This is a genomic window from Hyphomicrobium sp. ghe19 (genome assembly GCF_902712875.1).
Lineage (GTDB): Bacteria > Pseudomonadota > Alphaproteobacteria > Rhizobiales > Hyphomicrobiaceae > Hyphomicrobium_B.
On record NZ_LR743509.1, the window covers coordinates 333,623 to 350,051 of the forward strand.

The window sequence follows — 16,429 nt, forward strand, 5'->3', positions numbered from 1 at the left end:
TTTAGACGGCACGGTCGAGCGGCAGTTGATTTGGATCAACCCCTAACGCCGGTCGTTTAGCCTTCTTTGACGTGGCTCAATTCCCTTGGCGCAGATTGTTCCTATTGAGTATTCTGAGCATCAGTCTTGGAGAAGTTGCCGTGTTGACCAAGGTGGAGGACGGCGGGCCTGAGCTGGGTATTGTTTCCACAAGCGGGCGCACGATAAAGTCTGACAGCGGCGCCGCCGAATCCTTGCGCGCGCACGAACAGAATGCATTTTATAATAACCTCGACCGCTATTTGCACTATCTGCTTGCGCGGACGACCGCCGGTGTGTCTCCCGCCGCGTGCGCCAATGCTTACTTCGATTGGGCCATTCACTTGGCAACGTCTCCAGGCCGTCAACTCGAGCTTTTTGGTGAAGCCGTCCATCAATGGACCCGGCTGGCGGACTTCGCAAAAGCTGCGGCATTGACGGGTGCTGATGCAGCTCCATGCATTCTGCCACGGTCGAATGACAAGCGCTTTCGCTCCGAACGCTGGAAGGATTTTCCCTTCAACCTCTATGGCCAATCGTTTTTGCTTTGGGAGGAGTGGTGGCATTCCGCAGTCACGGGAGTGCGCGGAGTGGAAAGGCAGAACGCCGAGCGTCTCGACTTCATTATGAGACAGACGCTCGATGTCTTCGCCCCCACGAATTTTCCGCTGACGAATCCGGATGTCCTCGTCCGTACCGAAGCAGAGGCGGGCTTCAATCTCGTTCGCGGACTATGGAATTTTCTCGAAGATCTGAAGCGGCTTCGTGACGGAGAGGGGCCGGAAGGCGTAGAAAATTTCAGGGTCGGTGAAACGATCGCGGTGACGCCCGGAAAAGTCATCTTTCGCAATGACCTGATCGAGCTGATCCAATGCGCGCCGACGACGCCGGATGTGTACCCCGAGCCGATACTCATCATTCCCGCCTGGATCATGAAATTCTACATTCTGGATCTCCGGCCCGAGAACTCGCTGGTCAAGTATCTCACGGCCCAGGGTTTCACCGTGTTCATGGTTTCCTGGCGCAACCCAGGGGAAGAGGATCGCGATACGAGCTTTGAAGATTATCGCCGTCTTGGCGTGATGGCCGCGATCGACGCGGTCAGCAAAGTTGCGGGAGGACAGAAAATTCATGCAGCCGGCTACTGCCTCGGCGGGACACTGCTGGCGACGGCGGCGGCGGCCATGGCACTCGACAATGACGATCGTCTCAAATCGGTAACGTTTCTTGCGGCTCAAGCGGACTTCAGGGAAGCAGGTGAACTGACGTTGTTCATCGACGAAAGTCAGATTTCTTTCCTCGAAGACATGATGCAGCAGCAGGGCTTCCTCGATAGCACTCAGATGGCAGGAGCTTTCCAGCTCCTCCGCTCGAACGATCTCATCTGGTCGCATGTCATCAATCGTTACCTCCTGGGCGAACGCCAGCCCATCTTCGATTTATTGGCTTGGAACGCAGATGCCACGCGTATGCCTTACCGTATGCATTCGGATTATCTGCGCTCCCTTTTTCTGAACAATGATCTCGCGGAAGGACGCTACACAGTCGATGGGCGAGCGATTGCGCTCACCGATCTGCGTATGCCGATATTCGCACTCGGAACCGAGACCGACCACGTCGCGCCATGGCGATCGGTCTACAAGTTCAACATCCTGAGCGACACGGATGTTACGTTTGTGCTGACCAGCGGAGGGCATAATGCGGGCGTCATATCGCCTCCGGGATCATCGGGACGCAGCTATCGGATGGCGACCAAGCTTGAAACAGATAGCTTCGAAAGCGCCGACGAGTGGCATGCGAACGCGCCCAAATTCGACGGCTCCTGGTGGCCGGCGTGGACGGGTTGGCTCGCCGAGCGGTCATCCAAAAAATCTGCGCCACCACCAATGGGCGCATCTGGCGATGGACTTGAACCCCTCGCAAGTGCGCCAGGAACCTACGTCTATCAGCGTTGAGATTGCCGGGGTGACGGTCAAAGCAGAAAAGGACGGGCGAATGAAGGTGATGACAGGGAGGGGACCATTTTAGAGTAGGAGCTACGGATATGTCCGATCGTCAACAATATTCAGAATCCAGAGCCACGCCAGATACAGCATCTGAAACGAGCATTTTTCCCTTACTGACAGTTTGGAATCCAATGGCCGGAAGATTTGCAGCTTGGAATTCAGACGCACAGCACGCGACGGAGGAAATCGCGCACGGCTGGCTCCGGTTCGTCGGCGACCGCATGGCAAAGGACGCCGCTTTTCCCCAGCAGCTCGCAAGCTGCAAGACAATCAACGACGTCTACCAGGTCTATGCGCAGTTCTGGCAGCAGGCTGCCAATGACTATGGCAAGGGCTTTACTGCCTTCGCCGATAACATGTGGCAAGCGGCGCGCGGGCCATTCGCGCCGTTCTCCTCAGACAAGCTCCAATAGTTTGCCGTTCATACTCACTCCAAGGAGTTGGACCATGAAAGCGCTGGATATTATGACCAAAAATGTGGTGTCGGTCACACCAGACTCCTCAATCGCGGACATGGCGGCGACGATGCAGAAGTTCCGCGTTAGCGGTTTGCCCGTGATAGACGCCAACGGGGCGCTGGTTGGCATGGTCACCGAGGGTGATTGCCTGCGCCGCGCTGAAACGGGGACCGAAACCAAGAGATCCGGCTGGCGTTCGTTTTTGGCGGCGCCCTCAACACTCGCGGGAGAATACGTCCGTTCTCATGGCCGCAAGGTCTCCGACGTAATGACGCGAGATCTGGTCACGATCGGTGAACATACGGATATCGATGAGATTGTTCATCTCATGGAGAAGCATCAGATCAAGCGGCTGCCCGTTTTGAGGGATGACGCCGTGATTGGAATTGTCAGCCGGGCCAATCTCGTGCAAGCGCTGGCAAGCCTGGCTCGTGGCGCTAGTTCCGTTCGTGAGGATGATGCCGTCATCCGCGAGAAGGTGCGTGCGGAGCTGGGCAAGCTACCGTGGATGGCCAGCGAATTCATTACTCCCACGGTGAAGGATGGCATCGTAGATCTCTGGGGTTCATTTACCGCCTATCAACAGGATGAGGCCGCCGTGGTGGCTGCCGAAAATGTTCCGGGTGTCAAAGAGGTGCGAAACCACCTCGCATGGGTCGATCCGGTCTCCGGACTGGTCGTGTATTCTCCTGACGACAAGGAGCAATGTCTGCCGGAAGAACCTGTATCTTGAGCGCAGATTCCACGTCTCTGCTGACATCCGTTAGTGACGCGAATTCGTCGTCTCTCACGGCTGCGAACGAATGGACCGCGGAGCGTGCAAAGACGCTTGATCAAATCGTTTGCTCGTTATTGGCTGATGCGCATCAGCCAATTGCGACGTCCATCGACATGAGCGGTGTTCGTGCCTTCGACACTTTCGGCGCCTGGCAGCTTGCGCGTCTCGTTCGCGAATTGAAGTCGCGGGGACGAGAAGTAACGATTGTTGGCCTCCCAAGCCAGTTCTCCGTCTTGTTCGATGCCGTGCAAAAATCAAGCGAGGACGCTGATCGTGTGCATCCAAAGGCACGGTTGGGATATTCAGGAGTTGCGGCAGTCGGCGAGGCGTTGACGGCCGCTTGGCAAAATTTTTTGCTGCTCCTCAATATGCTCGGAGCGGTCTCGGTCGCGGCGCTGCGAGCGCTGCGTAGGCCTTCGGAATTCCGGCTTCCGTCCACGGTACACCATCTAGATCGGGTCGCTTGGCAGGCTATTCCGATCATCCTGCTGATCACGTTTCTGATCGGCGCGATCATCGCCCAGCAGGGATTTTTCCATTTCCGGAAATTCGGGGCGGACGACTACGTCGTCGATATGGTCGGCATTCTCGTCCTCCGTGAGATCGGTGTGCTCATCGTGGCCATCATGGTGGCGGGGCGTTCGGGAAGCTCGTACACGGCCGAGCTCGGGTCGATGAAAATGCGCGAAGAAATCGATGCTCTGAGGACCATGGGCTTCGACCCCGTCGACGTTCTGATTTTACCTCGTGTGATTGCTTTGGTAATCGCGTTACCGATTTTGACCTTCCTCGGTTCGATGTCGGCGCTTTACGGAGCCGAATTGGTCGCTTGGTTGTACGGTGGGATGAGCCCGGAAATTTTCGTGGCACGGCTGAAGGAAGCTATCTCGATCACGCATTTCAAGGTGGGAATGATCAAGGCGCCCTTCATGGCACTCGTCATCGGCGTTGTCGCGTGCACAGAGGGTTTGAAAGTCAAAGGCAGCGCTGAATCTCTCGGGCTTCAGACTACGGCTTCCGTGGTGACATCCATATTCCTCGTCATCGTTATCGACGGACTTTTCGCAATCTTTTTTGCATCGATCGGTATGTGAGCCATGCAAAACGCCGCAGCCCAGCCGATGATCCGTGTCCGTGATTTGGTCGTCGGCTTCCACGACCGGATTGTGCTCGATCATATTTCCTTGGACGTCAGGCGTGGTGAGATCCTCGGTCTCGTAGGCGGATCGGGCAGCGGCAAATCCGTTCTCCTCCGCACGATCATCGGACTGCTGCCGAAGCGCTCAGGTACCATCGAGGTTCTTGGGCAAAGCCAGGATGCGCTCGACGATGAGGCTCGTCGCGAATTCCAACGTCGATGGGGCGTTTTATTTCAAAATGGCGCGTTGTTCTCCTCGCTGACGGTCCTTCAGAACGTACAATTTCCGATGCGGGAATTCCTTCGCCTCCCGGAATCCATGCTCGAAGAATTGGCGGCGACGAAGCTCACCATGGTCGGGATATCCAGGAAGGACGAGAACAAGTTTCCTTCGGAGCTCTCCGGTGGCATGACGAAGCGTGTGGCACTGGCCCGCGCCCTTGCACTCGATCCGGAGCTGGTTTTTCTCGACGAACCGACTTCCGGCCTCGATCCCATATCGGCCGGCGAGTTTGATGCTTTGATCCGGACGCTCCAAAGGACGCTCGGTCTGACGGTCTTCATGATCACCCATGATTTAAACACCTTGCACGCTGTCTGCGATCACATCGCCGTCCTGGCAGAGGGAAAAATCGTGGCGGATGGTCCGATGCCCGCAATGCTTTCCAGCGAGCACCCCTGGGTTAAGGCCTATTTTCGTGGGCAGCGAGGTCGGCTGCTCGAACATGGATTCGCACGATTACCTGTTTGAGGGACCTTGGATGGAAATCCGCGCGCGCTATACGCTGATCGGGACATTTACGCTTATCGCTATCATGGCAGCTTTTGCGTTCGTCTACTGGCTGAATCATGCCGGCGGCTTGACGAAGCAACAACTGTACCGGGTACGATTTGAAAATTCGGTGTCGGGGCTTCTGAAGGGCTCAGGTGTTCAGTTCAATGGCATCCGCGTCGGAGAAGTCGTTGCGCTTCAATTGAACCCTGAGAATCCAAGGCAGGTGACGGCGGTCATGTCCATTGACCGCGATACACCCGTTCGTGCCGATACGAAGGTCGCTATTGCATTTCAGGGGCTCACGGGTTCACCGGTTCTGTCATTAGACGGCGGAGTGGCGAACGCGCCGCCCGTGAAATCGATCGACGATCAGCCGCCGCTTCTTTTCGCTGATCCGGACGCTGGTCAAAATATGACGGACTCGGCGCGAAGCGTTCTTCGCCACATCGACGCGGTCGTAACTGATAATGCTGAGCCATTGCGTTCGCTGATTGCCAATATCAATACTTTTTCCACTGCGCTTGCCCGCAATTCGGACCGCGTTGACGGAATACTTTCCGGGCTCGAGCGAATGACAGGCGGAGGAACTCAGAAAGCCTCAACTCATGTTTTTGATCTCAAAGCCGCGAATGCGTTTCCATCTCTGGCGAAAATTCCGCAAGGTCAGCTCGTCATTCCTGAACCGGACGTCGTCGGCAGCGTCTTCAACGATCAGGTTGCCGTCGTAACGCCATCCGGCGACCGGGCGACAGCGTTCCAGGCAAAATGGCCGGATACGTTGAGCCGCCTCGTGCAATCACGTGTGGTTCAAAGTTTCGAGAATGCCGGCTATCTGAAGACGCTTGGCCGCCAGCCCGAAGGGCTCAAAATCGATTATCAGCTGCTGATAGATTTGCGCAGCTTCCAAGTTGTTATGTCAGAAACTCCGACTTCCGAAATCGCTTTTTCGGCAAAGATCATCGGTGACAACGGCAATATCCTCGGTGCCCGGCTGTTCGAAGCTCGTATCCCGTCGAACGTCGTCGACGAGGCGAGCGCCGTGGCGGCTCTCAATCAGGTGTTCGCCAAGGTCGTCACGGAGCTTGTTCTTTGGACATGCAAAATCGCCTAGGCAACGGGCCGACAGCAAAGTGTCTCACAGTGACGCCGGCCAACCTTACCGAGATCAGCAAGCGGGCCAATGGCAACTTCCCTGCCGCTCGCATCGTGGAGATTATTCGTTACGGCGGAGACATCGCTGGCCATGGGCCACAGGACATGCCGCTATGGGGCAAGGTCTTCAGCGAGAAAGGCGGAGGAGGCAAAGGCGGAGGAAATTATTCTCGCATAGCCGTCGGCGAGTTGCTGAAATACCTGGAATCCATTCAAAAGAATTAGCGTAGTCTGGCACGACAACGACGCCCTGCGTTGCTTCGAGGCACATCGATATTCCGACAGAACCAAGTTGGACGCGAGCGCAGCTTTACGCTTCGATCACGACCTTGAGCGCGTGCGTCTCCGCTGCGTGGCTGAAAGTGTCGTAGGCATCGAGGATATTGTCGAACTTGAAACGGTGCGTGATCAGCTTGGCCGGATCTATTTTATGGGCTTGAACTATTTTGAGCAGCATCGGTGTGGTGACAGTGTCGACAAGCCGTGTCGTAATGCTGATGTTCTGACTCCAGAGGCGCTCAAGGTGCAGATCGACTTTGACGCCATGCACACCGATATTGGCGATCGTTCCGCCCGGCGCAACGATATCCTCGCATGTCAGAAATGAAGCGGGTACACCAACAGCCTCGATCGCAGTATCGACGCCGCGGCCGCCGGTCATTTTCATGACGGTTTCCGCCGCCTCGATGCCGGTCGCGTTGACCATTGCCGTTGCCCCAAAATGCTTGGTCACTTCGAGGCGATTGTTGTCGGGATCGATCATGATAATCTTGGCCGGCGAATAGAACTGCGCCGTTAGCAGGGCTGCCAGCCCGATCGGCCCCGCGCCGACGATTGCGACAGTGCTGCCTGGTGCAACCTTGCCGTTGAGGACACCGCACTCAAATCCCGTGGGCAGGATATCGCTGAGCATCACGAGCGCTTCTTCGTCAGTTCCTTCCGGGATCCGATAGAGGCTCGTGTCCGCATGAGGAATTCGCACATACTGCGTCTGCGTTCCGTCAATTTTGTTGCCGAGAATCCAACCACCCGTCGTGCAGTGTGAATACATGCCCCGACGGCAATATTCGCAACGGCCACAGGCCGAGATGCACGAGATGAGGACGCGGTCGCCGGGCCGAAATGCAGTGACACCCGCGCCGATCTTCTCGACAGTTCCCGTTCCCTCGTGACCAAGTATGCGGCCGGGACTGCACGTTGGAACATCACCCTTGAGGATGTGAAGATCCGTTCCGCAAATCGTCGTCTTGGAAATTCTGACGATGGCGTCATTCGGTTCTTTAACTTCAGGGATGGGCCGATCCAACGACTTTCTGACCGGGGCCTTTATAGACCTGTGCCTTCATCACTTATCACCTGCTCGGTTGAACGTGCAGCGTGCGCTCGTTAGCTTTCTAGACGCCAAACGGATAGGTTTCGGGCATTCCCTCGAGTTCTATACTAGCGAGCGGCTTAACGGCGCTTGTCCGGTCGATCCATATGTATTCGTCAAACTGGAGGGGCAGGGTTGCCTCGAAGTAGTGGCTCGCGAGCTCGCTATCGGGACGATAGATGACGCCGATCGCCCGTTCGAGGAGCGGTCGCATCAACTTTTCGCGAAGCGCGGTCTCTGCCTGGAGAGAAAGCATCAACCCCGGCGCGTTCGTCAAATGGAAGAGCCGCTCATAGCTTTGGGCGTGCGCCGGCCGGACATTCATGACCTCCATGTCCCCGTCCCAGTTCGAGGCGGCTGCAACCGTACCGTCGTTCGTGCCGAAGCCTATGCTGAAGCAATCGGTCCCGAAGTGCCGTCTGCAGAGTTGCCCGATATTGTATTCGCCGCGCCGGCTCATTTCCGTCGCCGATGCATCTCCTATATGGGAATTATGTGCCCAAATGATCGCTTTCGAACTTGCGCCATGATGGTTCAGTAGCTGGTTCAGGGTTTCGAACATGTGGCTGTCGCGCAAGTTCCACGATGCGCGCGAGCCATAATACATCGTGCGATAGTAGCGCTCGGCATTCGAGATCAAGCGCGCATTTTGAGCGGCGTCGAAGAAACGGTCGCCGTCATTCATCGCATAGGCCTGTTGTTTTTCGAGCAGATCCACCAAGACATGCGTGACGTCTTGTTCGCACTTTCGATAAGCACCGGTTAGTGCCGCGCGACCGTAAGCAGACGGGTCCGCTTCCCAAGGGCTAAGGCACCCATAACGTTCACGAGCAATTGCTGCGAGGTCTGGATCGACAGAGTCGAGATATGCAAGGACCACCCGTACCGAGTTATACAAGCTGTAGAGGTCCAAACCATAGAACGCCGTCCGTTGATCATAGGCGCGCGTCGCGTTGTGCTTATGGAGCCAGTCGACGAAGCTGCGGGTTTCGGCGTTCCGCCACATCCACGTCGGGAATCTTGCAAACGCCGTCCATTCCGATGGAGGTACGTCTCGATGCCGCGCATAGTGGTCGATGCGCGCCGCATCGGGCCAATCCGCCTCGGCGGCGACGAAACTAAATCCCTTCTCTTCCATCAAGCGCTGCGTAATGCGCGCTCGCATTCGGTAAAACTCGGAAGTGCCATGACTTGCTTCGCCGATCAGGACGACGCGTGAGTTACCGATTCGATCGAGAAGCGGCTCGAATTTCGCATCTCGAATCTGGGTGAAGATCTCCGCGTTCTTGGCGATCAGGGATGGCACCGAGATGCTCACGGCGGGTCGCGCACGAATGACACGCGGTGGCTTCACCTGCCATTCGTCTTCCGTGGTTTCCCATCCCTCTTTTCCGATCAGCGGCACAAAGCGGACGTCGGCTATGTCCTCCTGCTCGAAGTCTTCATCGCCCGTTCTCGTAATGCGCACCAGTTCTTGGGAACGCAAATTATCTCCAATGGGTACGACGATCCGTCCGCCGACCTTTAGTTGATGCAGCAGCGTGGATGGAACATCCGGCGCGCCCGCTGAGACCAGAATGGCATCGAATGGCGCTTCCTGCTGCCAGCCTTGCGTGCCATCGGCGTGCAGCACGTGCACATGATCGCAGGCTGCGTTCGCCAGATTCTGGTTAGCTCGCGATGCCAGTTCGCCGATGCGTTCGATCGTGTACACGTCGCCCGCAATTTGCGCCAATACCGCCGCGGCGTAACCAGATCCGGTACCGATCTCTAAGACCTTCTCGCCACCACGCAGGCTTAACGCTTCGATCATGAAGGCTACAATGTAAGGCTGGGAAATTGTTTGTCCGGAACCGATAGGCAGGGGCGCATCATCATAGGCCTCCGCTGCGAATTCCTGGGGAACGAACATTTCGCGTGGCACTGTTCGCATCGCATCGAGGACGAGAGGATCACGTACACCCCGTGCCTCGATCTGTCGCTCGACAAACCCTCGCCGCTCTATTGCCTGATGTTCGTTGCTGTGCTTCATGGCACGATACCCGCGAGGTTCCCGGGAATTTTAAACATCAATACATTTTATAGGGTTACGCGCGTTGCGCTTGCCCAAAATGAAGTCAGAAACAATGCGAGATGCGCGACTTAAAGTGAACGGCGCAATATGTTCGTCCGCTTACGTTGCAACAGTTTAGTCGGGTTCGCTACGCGGCCCTTCTCAGTCGAAGCCGCTCACGGAAAGTTTGCATAAAAATTGTTTTGAGGCAGCGCTTGAGCGGCGTGAACGTCATGCCAGATCATTTATGGAGATCAGGATGGAAGCTTCTGGAAGCCGAAAGCAGAAACTGTTTTCGCCGCCCCTCTCAAAAAAATCCTATAGTCTTCGTGGAAGTTTGTTGCTCCAGTGGCGTTTGACGTCTCTTGGGTTGAATCCAATGGGCATCAAGCGAGTGTCGCCGATAATCTTTCAGCGTTTGCAATGCACGTGTGCGTCGTGCTCGAATAAACAGCAATGCTTCGATGACATGACAGATAGCTTCGGCAGTCCAGGCTGGAAGCGGTATTGCGCTAATGCCGAAACGTTATCCTCGCTCGCTGACCACAAAACACCAGACATAAGCGTCCGCAGAGAAAGTGCGCGACTGACGAGACAGACGTCTAAGCGTTAGTTCGAGCCAATCGGTCATGCCTACGAACATCTTCCCGAAAAAAGGGCTACGTAACGCGCACACTTTTGAACGCTTGTGACCTCAGTCCGGTACTTCATTTGCCGGGAGTGCGGCCTCTCAAAAGCGCTCGAAAACCATAGAGCGTGGTAGCTTGTGGGTTGCAAAACGTTGGAGTGCTGACGACCTACGGCCGCAGCGGTGAACGGTCGATCGAAGGCAATATTTTTTGTAAAATTCTATTTTACGGAGGCCGGGCTGAGAGTTCACTCGAATTCCCCAGCGATACGAATGTGTATGGCAATTTTGTCCGGCTGAGTAAGGATTCGCTTGCTCAGACTTGCATCTTCGCAAACCTCCCTTCCTAAGCGGATAGGGGCGCCCTCAGAACAATTGGTCAGCCTCGAAGGCTGAGAATTCCGTGGGACACTTGCACGTGGATAGTTTGCGACGTCGAAAAGAGGAAAAAGCTGCGATCCAAAGCGGTTAATCCCACCCACCCCAGAGAGGTGGGCCACAGGGTGAATCGTCGCGGCTTGAGTTTCACCAAGTGGTGGATTTTATTTAGTTTTTCGGGAATTCCATGGTGCCCAGAAGAGGACTCGAACCTCCACGCCTTGTGAGCGCTGCTACCTGAAAGCAGTGCGTCTACCAATTCCGCCATCTGGGCTCCGACGTGTCAGGTAAATTGTGCGAGCGCCGCAGTCAATTGCGTTACGAGTTAGCAGGGTGAGACAATACATCGACCCGCGCCATCAACTCCGGGATGAGGCAGTCCGACAGGCTTCACAGCGTCAGTTTGGATCGTTAGACCTGCAGCCAGCAAATGAGCCCATCGGGGCTGCAGCATCGAGGTTTCCGAATGGCAGAAAACGGCAAGCTGGCGACGGTTTTCGGAGGCTCCGGTTTCGTCGGCCGCTACATCGTCTGGTCGTTGGCCCGCAAGGGCTACCGGGTACGTGCCGCCGTTCGCAGGCCGGACCTCGCGGGCTATCTGCAACCCATGGGCGTCGTCGGGCAGATCTACGGAGTTCAGGCGAACCTTCGGTTTGCCGATTCGATCGCGCGGGCCGTGGAAGGCGCCGAGATCGTCATCAACGCCGTCGGGATATTGGCGCCAACCGGCGCACAGACCTTCGAAGCCTTGCACGCCGAGGGCGCGGCGCGTGTTGCGAAAGCCGCCAAGGAAGCGGGGGCGGCACGGCTCGTCCATATTTCGGCGATCGGCGCGGACGCTGCGTCCGCCTCGCGATACGCGCGAACGAAGGCAGAGGGAGAACGGGCGACCTTCGCCGAATTCTCCGCCGCACAGATATTGAGGCCATCCATCGTGTTCGGTCCGGAGGACGAGTTCTTCAACCGATTTGCAGCGATGGCGCGCATGAGTCCGTTTCTTCCGCTGATCGGGGGCGGGGGCACGAAATTCCAGCCGGTTTTCGTGGGAGACGTGGGGCAGGCGGCTGCCAATGCTGCCACGGGTGCCGGAAAGACAGGGACGATCTATGAACTCGGCGGCCCGGAGATTCTCAGCTTCAGGGATCTGCTCGAGGCGACGCTACGCTACGCGGATCGCCGGCGGCTCCTGTTGCCCATTCCGTTTGGGCTTGCGAAGCTCATGGCCATCTTGAGTTCGCCTCTGCCCAATTCGCTGCGTCCCATAACGCTCGACCAGGTCCGGCTGCTACAGTCGAATAACGTTGTGTCGGAAGCTGCGAAAAAAGAAGGGCGAACGATCGAGGCACTCGGCGTCGAACGGCCGGCATCAATCGATGGGATCGTTCCCGACTATCTGGAGCGTTTCAAGCCGAAGGGCCAATACGCCCATTATCGCAACTGAAGCATCCTTGACCCGCTCGCCGCGGCAATGTGGGAAAAAAGTAGAGCCACCCAAGGGATTGGGCGGCTCTTTGCATTTAGGGGATCTTCTCGTCGGTTTTTTAATGCAGAGGTGCGATGGACAACTCGTCTTCCTGAGCATGTCCAATGGCCGCTTGCAGCGTGTCGGTCAGCGCGATCGGCGTCCCGTCGGCTGCGTGAAGCGAAAAAAGCGGGATGCCCTTCGGGAGGCCTTCGATCTGCGGGAACATCTCGATCGCTTCGTCGGAGGTCAGCGTCTTGATGTATGCGACCTCGCCGCCGCCAAGCCGTGCGAGCTCCAGCTCGCTCATGACGGGTCCTACAAGATCATGGACTTCGGTAGCTTTTGCGGTGGTCTTAGTGTTCATGACGCTCTTCCTCCTTGTGTCGAGGCCGGGCTCTCATCGCAGCTCGGAAAGTGTGGCCCTCTGGCGATTTTCCGTTCTGCGAGTGTGCTCCAATCCTCCGACGATTCGGCCGCCGGCGCTGTGACGCGAAAGACTCAGCTCAGGTCCGGCTTTTGATCTGCTTCGCCGTCCCTATCTCAATACGCCGGATAAGCCGCTCTGGTTCTAGGCGCTGTAAATCGACGGCCAACAGCCCGTTGGAAAGCTCGGCGCTTTTTACTTCGATGCCATCAGCCAGGACGAATGTTCTCGAAAACTGCCGGGAAGCGATGCCCCGGTAGAGATAATCGCGTGCCTTGTCGTCCTGCTGCTTGCCTCGAACCGTCAATTGTTTGTCTTCGAGCGTTATTTCCAGCTCGTCGCGCGTAAACCCGGCAACCGCCAGTGTAATGCGGAGAAGCTCGCCGTCGTCACCATCCCGGGCGACCCTCTCGATATTGTAAGGTGGATAACCGTCGCCACCCTTGGTGGCTCGGTCGACCAGCCGTTCGATTTCCTCGAAACCCAGAAGCAAGGGGTTCGAAAGTGCGGTTAGGCGCGTCATTTGAAGGTCCTCAGCCAAGCGACCATCTATTCCAAGTTCTCCGGACACCCTCTCGGGCCACCCGGTCCACCGGCATCGCTGCCCGGTGATTTTTTTAAGATATGGGGGTGTCGGACCGGTCTTCAAGCGTGATCGGGGGTGGGCAGTGTCGCGGACGCCTCATGTGCGTCCAAAATGCTGTGGAGCCGCCTTTCTGCCTTCGTGCCGCCTTGGGGTCATGGCCAAGGAGCCAAGGCCATCAGGGCTTTATTCCGGGTAGGGGGATTCATGAAGTTTGCGTCCGTGATGTTCGTGTCGGCCTTCGCTTTTTCGGCTTTTTCGATCGTTCCCTTCGCTTGCTCAATTGCCGTCGCAGACGAACCGGCGAAGGCATCAGCCGACGCCGCCAAGGCCTCGGATTCCGGGAAGGCCTCAGACTCCGGGAAGGTGTTGGGTGATCCCGATGGGCCGCTCACCCCTGAAGAAACGGCGGAGAAGGCGGCACGTCAGGCCTGCAAGGTCGATCTCTGCAAAGCCTTCCATTCGAAGGACGCTTCGGGGAGCGACATCGCCTGCCATGTGATCAAGAGCTGGCGCAAGGAACAGCTTGTGAAGCTCGTCGGCAAACTGAAGGTGACCTGGCCTTACGATGGCGCCCACTGTTCGACAGACTTGAGCGTCAAGCGGGGCGATCTGGTGAAGGCGATGACCGAGCCCAAAGCTGAGGTGGTTTTCGTCAAGCATACGGTCACCTGCTCGATAGCAAGCGACAAGAAAGGCGCAACGGATTTCTCGTTCGATTTGACTCCGAAAGTGACGTTCGAGAATGGGAAGGCGATCAAGGCGCAAGCTCAGTGGGGCAAGATCGAAGCGCCGACGCTGATCAAAAGTGCGCTTTGGACCGCGACTGCGGCGGACAACACCGTGAACATCCTATCGAGTTCCATCGTCGAGGAAGTCAACGAGTTCATTGGGAAGCGTTGCGACGAAGTCAAAGACCAATGGGCTGCCAAGCAATAGCCGGCATATAACCTTCGCATTTGCGAAGTGTTATATTGTTATTAGGCCGGCTTATGAGTGGTCATTGTAAATACGATTGGCACTTATTTCCTGGCGAGCATAGGTAGATCCCCGTTAAGCGTGGACAAACCACACTTGGAGGAAGCCATGAAGACGTGGTCGAAGCCCGAAGTTCGCGAACAGGAAGTTGGTCTCGAAGTGACCAGCTATCTGCCGGCTGAGATCGATCTCATCTAATTCGGATGGGGTCGGCCTTAGGGTCGAACTTTTAAGCGGCGGCCGAGTCTCTCGGTCGTCGCTTTTCTTATTGCGTCATCCGAGGCTTTCGATCGACTCGCGCTTTTCCTCAAGTTCCAGCCAACGCGTTTCAGCCGTTTCGAGCTGAAGCTGCGCCTGTGCCAACCTTTCGCTCGCTTTGTCGAACGCCGGGCGGTCACGCGTGAATAGATCCGCGTCGGCGAGCTTCGCGGCGATCAGCTGGATTTCTTCTTCGAGTTTCGCCATTTCGAGGGGAAGCGTCGTCAGCGCGTGCTTATCCTTGAAGGTCAGTTTTTGCTTCGCCGGAGCAGCCGCCCCATTCGATTCCGCCGCTGCCTTGCGGGACGGTCCGCCGGAATTCAATTGCGATTTCTTTTTCAGACCCTCGCCTTTGCGCTGGGCGAGCATATCGGAATATCCGCCGGCATATTCGCTCCAATGACCGTCGCCGTCGGGAGCCAATACGCTCGTTACGATGCGATCTAGGAAATCGCGATCGTGGCTGACGAGCAGAAGCGTGCCTGCGTAATCCGAAAGAAGCTCCTGCAAGAGATCGAGTGTTTCGAGATCGAGATCGTTCGTCGGCTCGTCGAGGATCAGTACGTTCGATGGCTTCGCCAGTGCTCGCGCCAGCATCAAGCGCGCTCGCTCTCCACCCGACAGAACGCGGATCGGCGAGAGTCGCTGTTCGGGAAGAAAGAGGAAGTCCTGCATGTAACTTGCGACATGCCGCGCCTTGCCATTGATGATGACCTGGTCGCCGCGTCCGCCTGTCAGGGCGTCGGAAACCGTCCAATTGGGATTGAGCTCGTCGCGCTTCTGGTCGAGCGCTACGATTTCGAGATTGGCGCCGTGACGGATGTTGCCGCCGTCGGGGGCTATTTCTCCCGTCATCAACTTGATCAGAGTCGTTTTGCCGGCGCCGTTCGGGCCGACGATACCGAGCCGGTCGCCCCGCATCACGCGAAGATCGAGGTTTGAGACGATGTGGGTGTCGCCATAGGTTTTGGATATGCCGGTCGCTTCGACGACGAGCTTGCCCGAGAGACTGCCTTCTGAAGCGTCGAGGCGGACAGTGCCGACGGCGTGGCGCTGCTCGCGCACTTCCTGGCGCATGGCTTTCAGTTCGCGTACGCGGCGCACGTTTCGCTTGCGCCTGCCAGTGACGCCGCCATGCATCCACTGGTTTTCGCGGACGATCTTGCGATCGAGTTTATGGCGCTCGATTTCTTCCTCTTCCAGGACCTTGTCGCGCCAGTCCTCGAATGCTGCAAAGCTCTGTTCGAGGCGCCGTGTCTTAGCCCGGTCGAGCCAGACGGTCGAACGCGACAGCGTTTCGAGGAATCGGCGGTCGTGGCTGATGAGCAGCAGAGCGGAGCGCGATGCCTGCAGCGTCGATTCCAGCCATTCGATCGCGGTGAGATCGAGATGGTTTGTCGGCTCGTCGAGCAAGAGGACATCGGGCTTCGAGACGATAGCCTGCGCGAGGCCCGCGCGGCGCGCTTCGCCGCCGGAGAGCGTCTGAGGATCGCTTTCGCCGGAGAGCCCGAGCTCGCTCAGAAGGTAGTCGGCTTGATAGGGATCGTCGGTCGGGGCGAGGCCTGACTCGATATACGCGCGGACGGTCTTGAAGCCGGTAAAATCGGCTTCTTGCCGGAGATAGCGAATGCTCGCGTTCGGATGTGCGAAGCGTTCGCCGCGATCGGGTTCGACCAATCCAGCGGCGATTTTCAGCAGCGTCGATTTTCCGGAACCATTGCGGCCGACGAGGCAGACGCGATCGCCTGGGGCGACGGTCAGTTCGGCGCCTTCGAGCAGCGGGGTTCCGCCGAAGGTCAGGTTGATGTCTTTGAGCGTAATGAGAGGAGGTGCCATGAGGCCCCTCGTAGCGGTGGACGCGCGCCGGATCAATCCTTGCGGTGGCCTCGCGGTCATTTGCCGAAGACGCGGCGAGCGTTAGCCACAAATGCGGGAAGTGCGTTTTGCCGCACTAATTTCCCGCGG

General features: G+C 57.1%; 14 protein-coding genes, 1 tRNA gene and 1 pseudogene. 10 read left to right on the plus strand and 6 right to left on the minus strand.

Annotated features, from left to right (window positions below):
- Positions 1 to 140 precede the first annotated feature (140 nt).
- The 7 genes from AACL53_RS01555 to AACL53_RS01585 all read left to right on the plus strand — a co-directional run bounded on the left by AACL53_RS01555 (position 141) and on the right by AACL53_RS01585 (position 6,550).
- Entirely contained in the window at positions 141 to 1,973 is a 1,833-nt protein-coding gene (locus AACL53_RS01555; protein ID WP_339081777.1) for an alpha/beta hydrolase, read from the plus strand.
- Between the two features lie 182 nt (positions 1,974 to 2,155).
- Positions 2,156 to 2,437 carry a phasin family protein gene (locus tag AACL53_RS01560; protein WP_339081779.1) on the plus strand — a complete coding sequence of 94 codons (282 nt, stop codon included), beginning with the start codon at positions 2,156 to 2,158 and terminating at the stop codon, positions 2,435 to 2,437.
- 34 nt (positions 2,438 to 2,471) lie between these two features.
- Positions 2,472 to 3,215 (plus strand): CBS domain-containing protein, encoded by a 744-nt coding sequence (locus AACL53_RS01565; RefSeq protein WP_339081782.1) that lies wholly within the window; start codon positions 2,472 to 2,474, stop codon positions 3,213 to 3,215.
- On the plus strand, positions 3,212 to 4,354 hold the full coding sequence (locus tag AACL53_RS01570; protein ID WP_339081784.1) for an MlaE family lipid ABC transporter permease subunit: 1,143 nt from the start codon (positions 3,212 to 3,214) through the stop codon (positions 4,352 to 4,354). The genes AACL53_RS01565 and AACL53_RS01570 overlap by 4 nt, the downstream gene beginning before the upstream one ends.
- A 3-nt stretch (positions 4,355 to 4,357) precedes the next feature.
- Positions 4,358 to 5,149: an ABC transporter ATP-binding protein gene (locus tag AACL53_RS01575; RefSeq protein ID WP_339081786.1), complete on the plus strand. Its 792-nt coding sequence runs from the start codon at positions 4,358 to 4,360 to the stop codon at positions 5,147 to 5,149.
- Positions 5,124 to 6,284: an ABC-type transport auxiliary lipoprotein family protein gene (locus AACL53_RS01580; RefSeq protein WP_339081788.1), complete on the plus strand. Its 1,161-nt coding sequence runs from the start codon at positions 5,124 to 5,126 to the stop codon at positions 6,282 to 6,284. The genes AACL53_RS01575 and AACL53_RS01580 overlap by 26 nt, the downstream gene beginning before the upstream one ends.
- The gene (locus AACL53_RS01585; protein WP_339081790.1) at positions 6,269 to 6,550 is read left to right on the plus strand and encodes a hypothetical protein; all 282 of its coding nucleotides are present in this window, start codon (positions 6,269 to 6,271) and stop codon (positions 6,548 to 6,550) included. The genes AACL53_RS01580 and AACL53_RS01585 overlap by 16 nt, the downstream gene beginning before the upstream one ends.
- Before the next feature lie 85 nt (positions 6,551 to 6,635).
- Here the strand turns inward: AACL53_RS01585 and AACL53_RS01590 are convergent.
- The 3 genes and pseudogenes from AACL53_RS01590 to AACL53_RS01600 form a co-directional block, all read right to left on the minus strand.
- Positions 6,636 to 7,671: pseudogene (locus AACL53_RS01590) on the minus strand (zinc-dependent alcohol dehydrogenase family protein).
- A gap of 48 nt (positions 7,672 to 7,719) precedes the next feature.
- The gene (locus AACL53_RS01595) at positions 7,720 to 9,729 is read right to left on the minus strand and encodes a protein-L-isoaspartate(D-aspartate) O-methyltransferase (RefSeq protein WP_339081792.1); all 2,010 of its coding nucleotides are present in this window, start codon (positions 9,727 to 9,729) and stop codon (positions 7,720 to 7,722) included.
- A 1,215-nt stretch (positions 9,730 to 10,944) separates the two neighbouring features.
- Positions 10,945 to 11,030 (minus strand) — tRNA-Leu (locus tag AACL53_RS01600).
- A gap of 192 nt (positions 11,031 to 11,222) precedes the next feature.
- Here AACL53_RS01600 and AACL53_RS01605 point away from each other — a divergent pair.
- Positions 11,223 to 12,197, plus strand: coding sequence for a complex I NDUFA9 subunit family protein (locus tag AACL53_RS01605; protein WP_339081794.1), 975 nt, complete (start codon positions 11,223 to 11,225; stop codon positions 12,195 to 12,197).
- Positions 12,198 to 12,297: 100 nt separating this feature from the next.
- Here the strand turns inward: AACL53_RS01605 and AACL53_RS01610 are convergent, their stop codons facing one another.
- Both AACL53_RS01610 and AACL53_RS01615 read right to left on the minus strand, forming a co-directional pair.
- Entirely contained in the window at positions 12,298 to 12,585 is a 288-nt protein-coding gene (locus AACL53_RS01610) for a DUF1150 domain-containing protein (RefSeq protein ID WP_092863391.1), read from the minus strand.
- A gap of 139 nt (positions 12,586 to 12,724) precedes the next feature.
- Entirely contained in the window at positions 12,725 to 13,168 is a 444-nt protein-coding gene (locus AACL53_RS01615) for an Hsp20 family protein (RefSeq protein WP_339081797.1), read from the minus strand.
- A 267-nt stretch (positions 13,169 to 13,435) separates the two neighbouring features.
- On the opposite strand from AACL53_RS01615, the gene AACL53_RS01620 reads away from it, so the two are divergent.
- Entirely contained in the window at positions 13,436 to 14,167 is a 732-nt protein-coding gene (locus AACL53_RS01620) for a hypothetical protein (protein WP_339081800.1), read from the plus strand.
- Between the two features lie 147 nt (positions 14,168 to 14,314).
- Positions 14,315 to 14,404: a pyrroloquinoline quinone precursor peptide PqqA gene (pqqA, locus tag AACL53_RS01625; protein WP_045838205.1), complete on the plus strand. Its 90-nt coding sequence runs from the start codon at positions 14,315 to 14,317 to the stop codon at positions 14,402 to 14,404.
- A gap of 75 nt (positions 14,405 to 14,479) precedes the next feature.
- Here the strand turns inward: pqqA and AACL53_RS01630 are convergent, their stop codons facing one another.
- Positions 14,480 to 16,300, minus strand: a complete 1,821-nt coding sequence (locus tag AACL53_RS01630) for an ABC-F family ATP-binding cassette domain-containing protein (RefSeq protein WP_339081803.1) — start codon at positions 16,298 to 16,300, stop codon at positions 14,480 to 14,482.
- Positions 16,301 to 16,429: the final 129 nt, after the last annotated feature.

Excerpts from the sequence above, each read along its gene's own strand:
- AACL53_RS01560 (WP_339081779.1), top strand. The coding sequence starts at position 2,156 with ATGGCCGGAAGATTTGCAGCTTGGAATTCAGACGCACAGCACGCGACG.
- AACL53_RS01565 (WP_339081782.1), top strand. The coding sequence starts at position 2,472 with ATGAAAGCGCTGGATATTATGACCAAAAATGTGGTGTCGGTCACACCA.
- AACL53_RS01575 (WP_339081786.1), top strand. The coding sequence starts at position 4,358 with ATGCAAAACGCCGCAGCCCAGCCGATGATCCGTGTCCGTGATTTGGTC.
- AACL53_RS01580 (WP_339081788.1), top strand. The coding sequence starts at position 5,124 with ATGGATTCGCACGATTACCTGTTTGAGGGACCTTGGATGGAAATCCGC.
- AACL53_RS01585 (WP_339081790.1), top strand. The coding sequence starts at position 6,269 with ATGCAAAATCGCCTAGGCAACGGGCCGACAGCAAAGTGTCTCACAGTG.
- AACL53_RS01595 (WP_339081792.1), bottom strand. The coding sequence starts at position 9,729 with ATGAAGCACAGCAACGAACATCAGGCAATAGAGCGGCGAGGGTTTGTC.
- AACL53_RS01605 (WP_339081794.1), top strand. The coding sequence starts at position 11,223 with ATGGCAGAAAACGGCAAGCTGGCGACGGTTTTCGGAGGCTCCGGTTTC.
- AACL53_RS01610 (WP_092863391.1), bottom strand. The coding sequence starts at position 12,585 with ATGAACACTAAGACCACCGCAAAAGCTACCGAAGTCCATGATCTTGTA.
- AACL53_RS01615 (WP_339081797.1), bottom strand. The coding sequence starts at position 13,168 with ATGACGCGCCTAACCGCACTTTCGAACCCCTTGCTTCTGGGTTTCGAG.
- AACL53_RS01620 (WP_339081800.1), top strand. The coding sequence starts at position 13,436 with ATGAAGTTTGCGTCCGTGATGTTCGTGTCGGCCTTCGCTTTTTCGGCT.
- pqqA (WP_045838205.1), top strand. The coding sequence starts at position 14,315 with ATGAAGACGTGGTCGAAGCCCGAAGTTCGCGAACAGGAAGTTGGTCTC.
- AACL53_RS01630 (WP_339081803.1), bottom strand. The coding sequence starts at position 16,300 with ATGGCACCTCCTCTCATTACGCTCAAAGACATCAACCTGACCTTCGGC.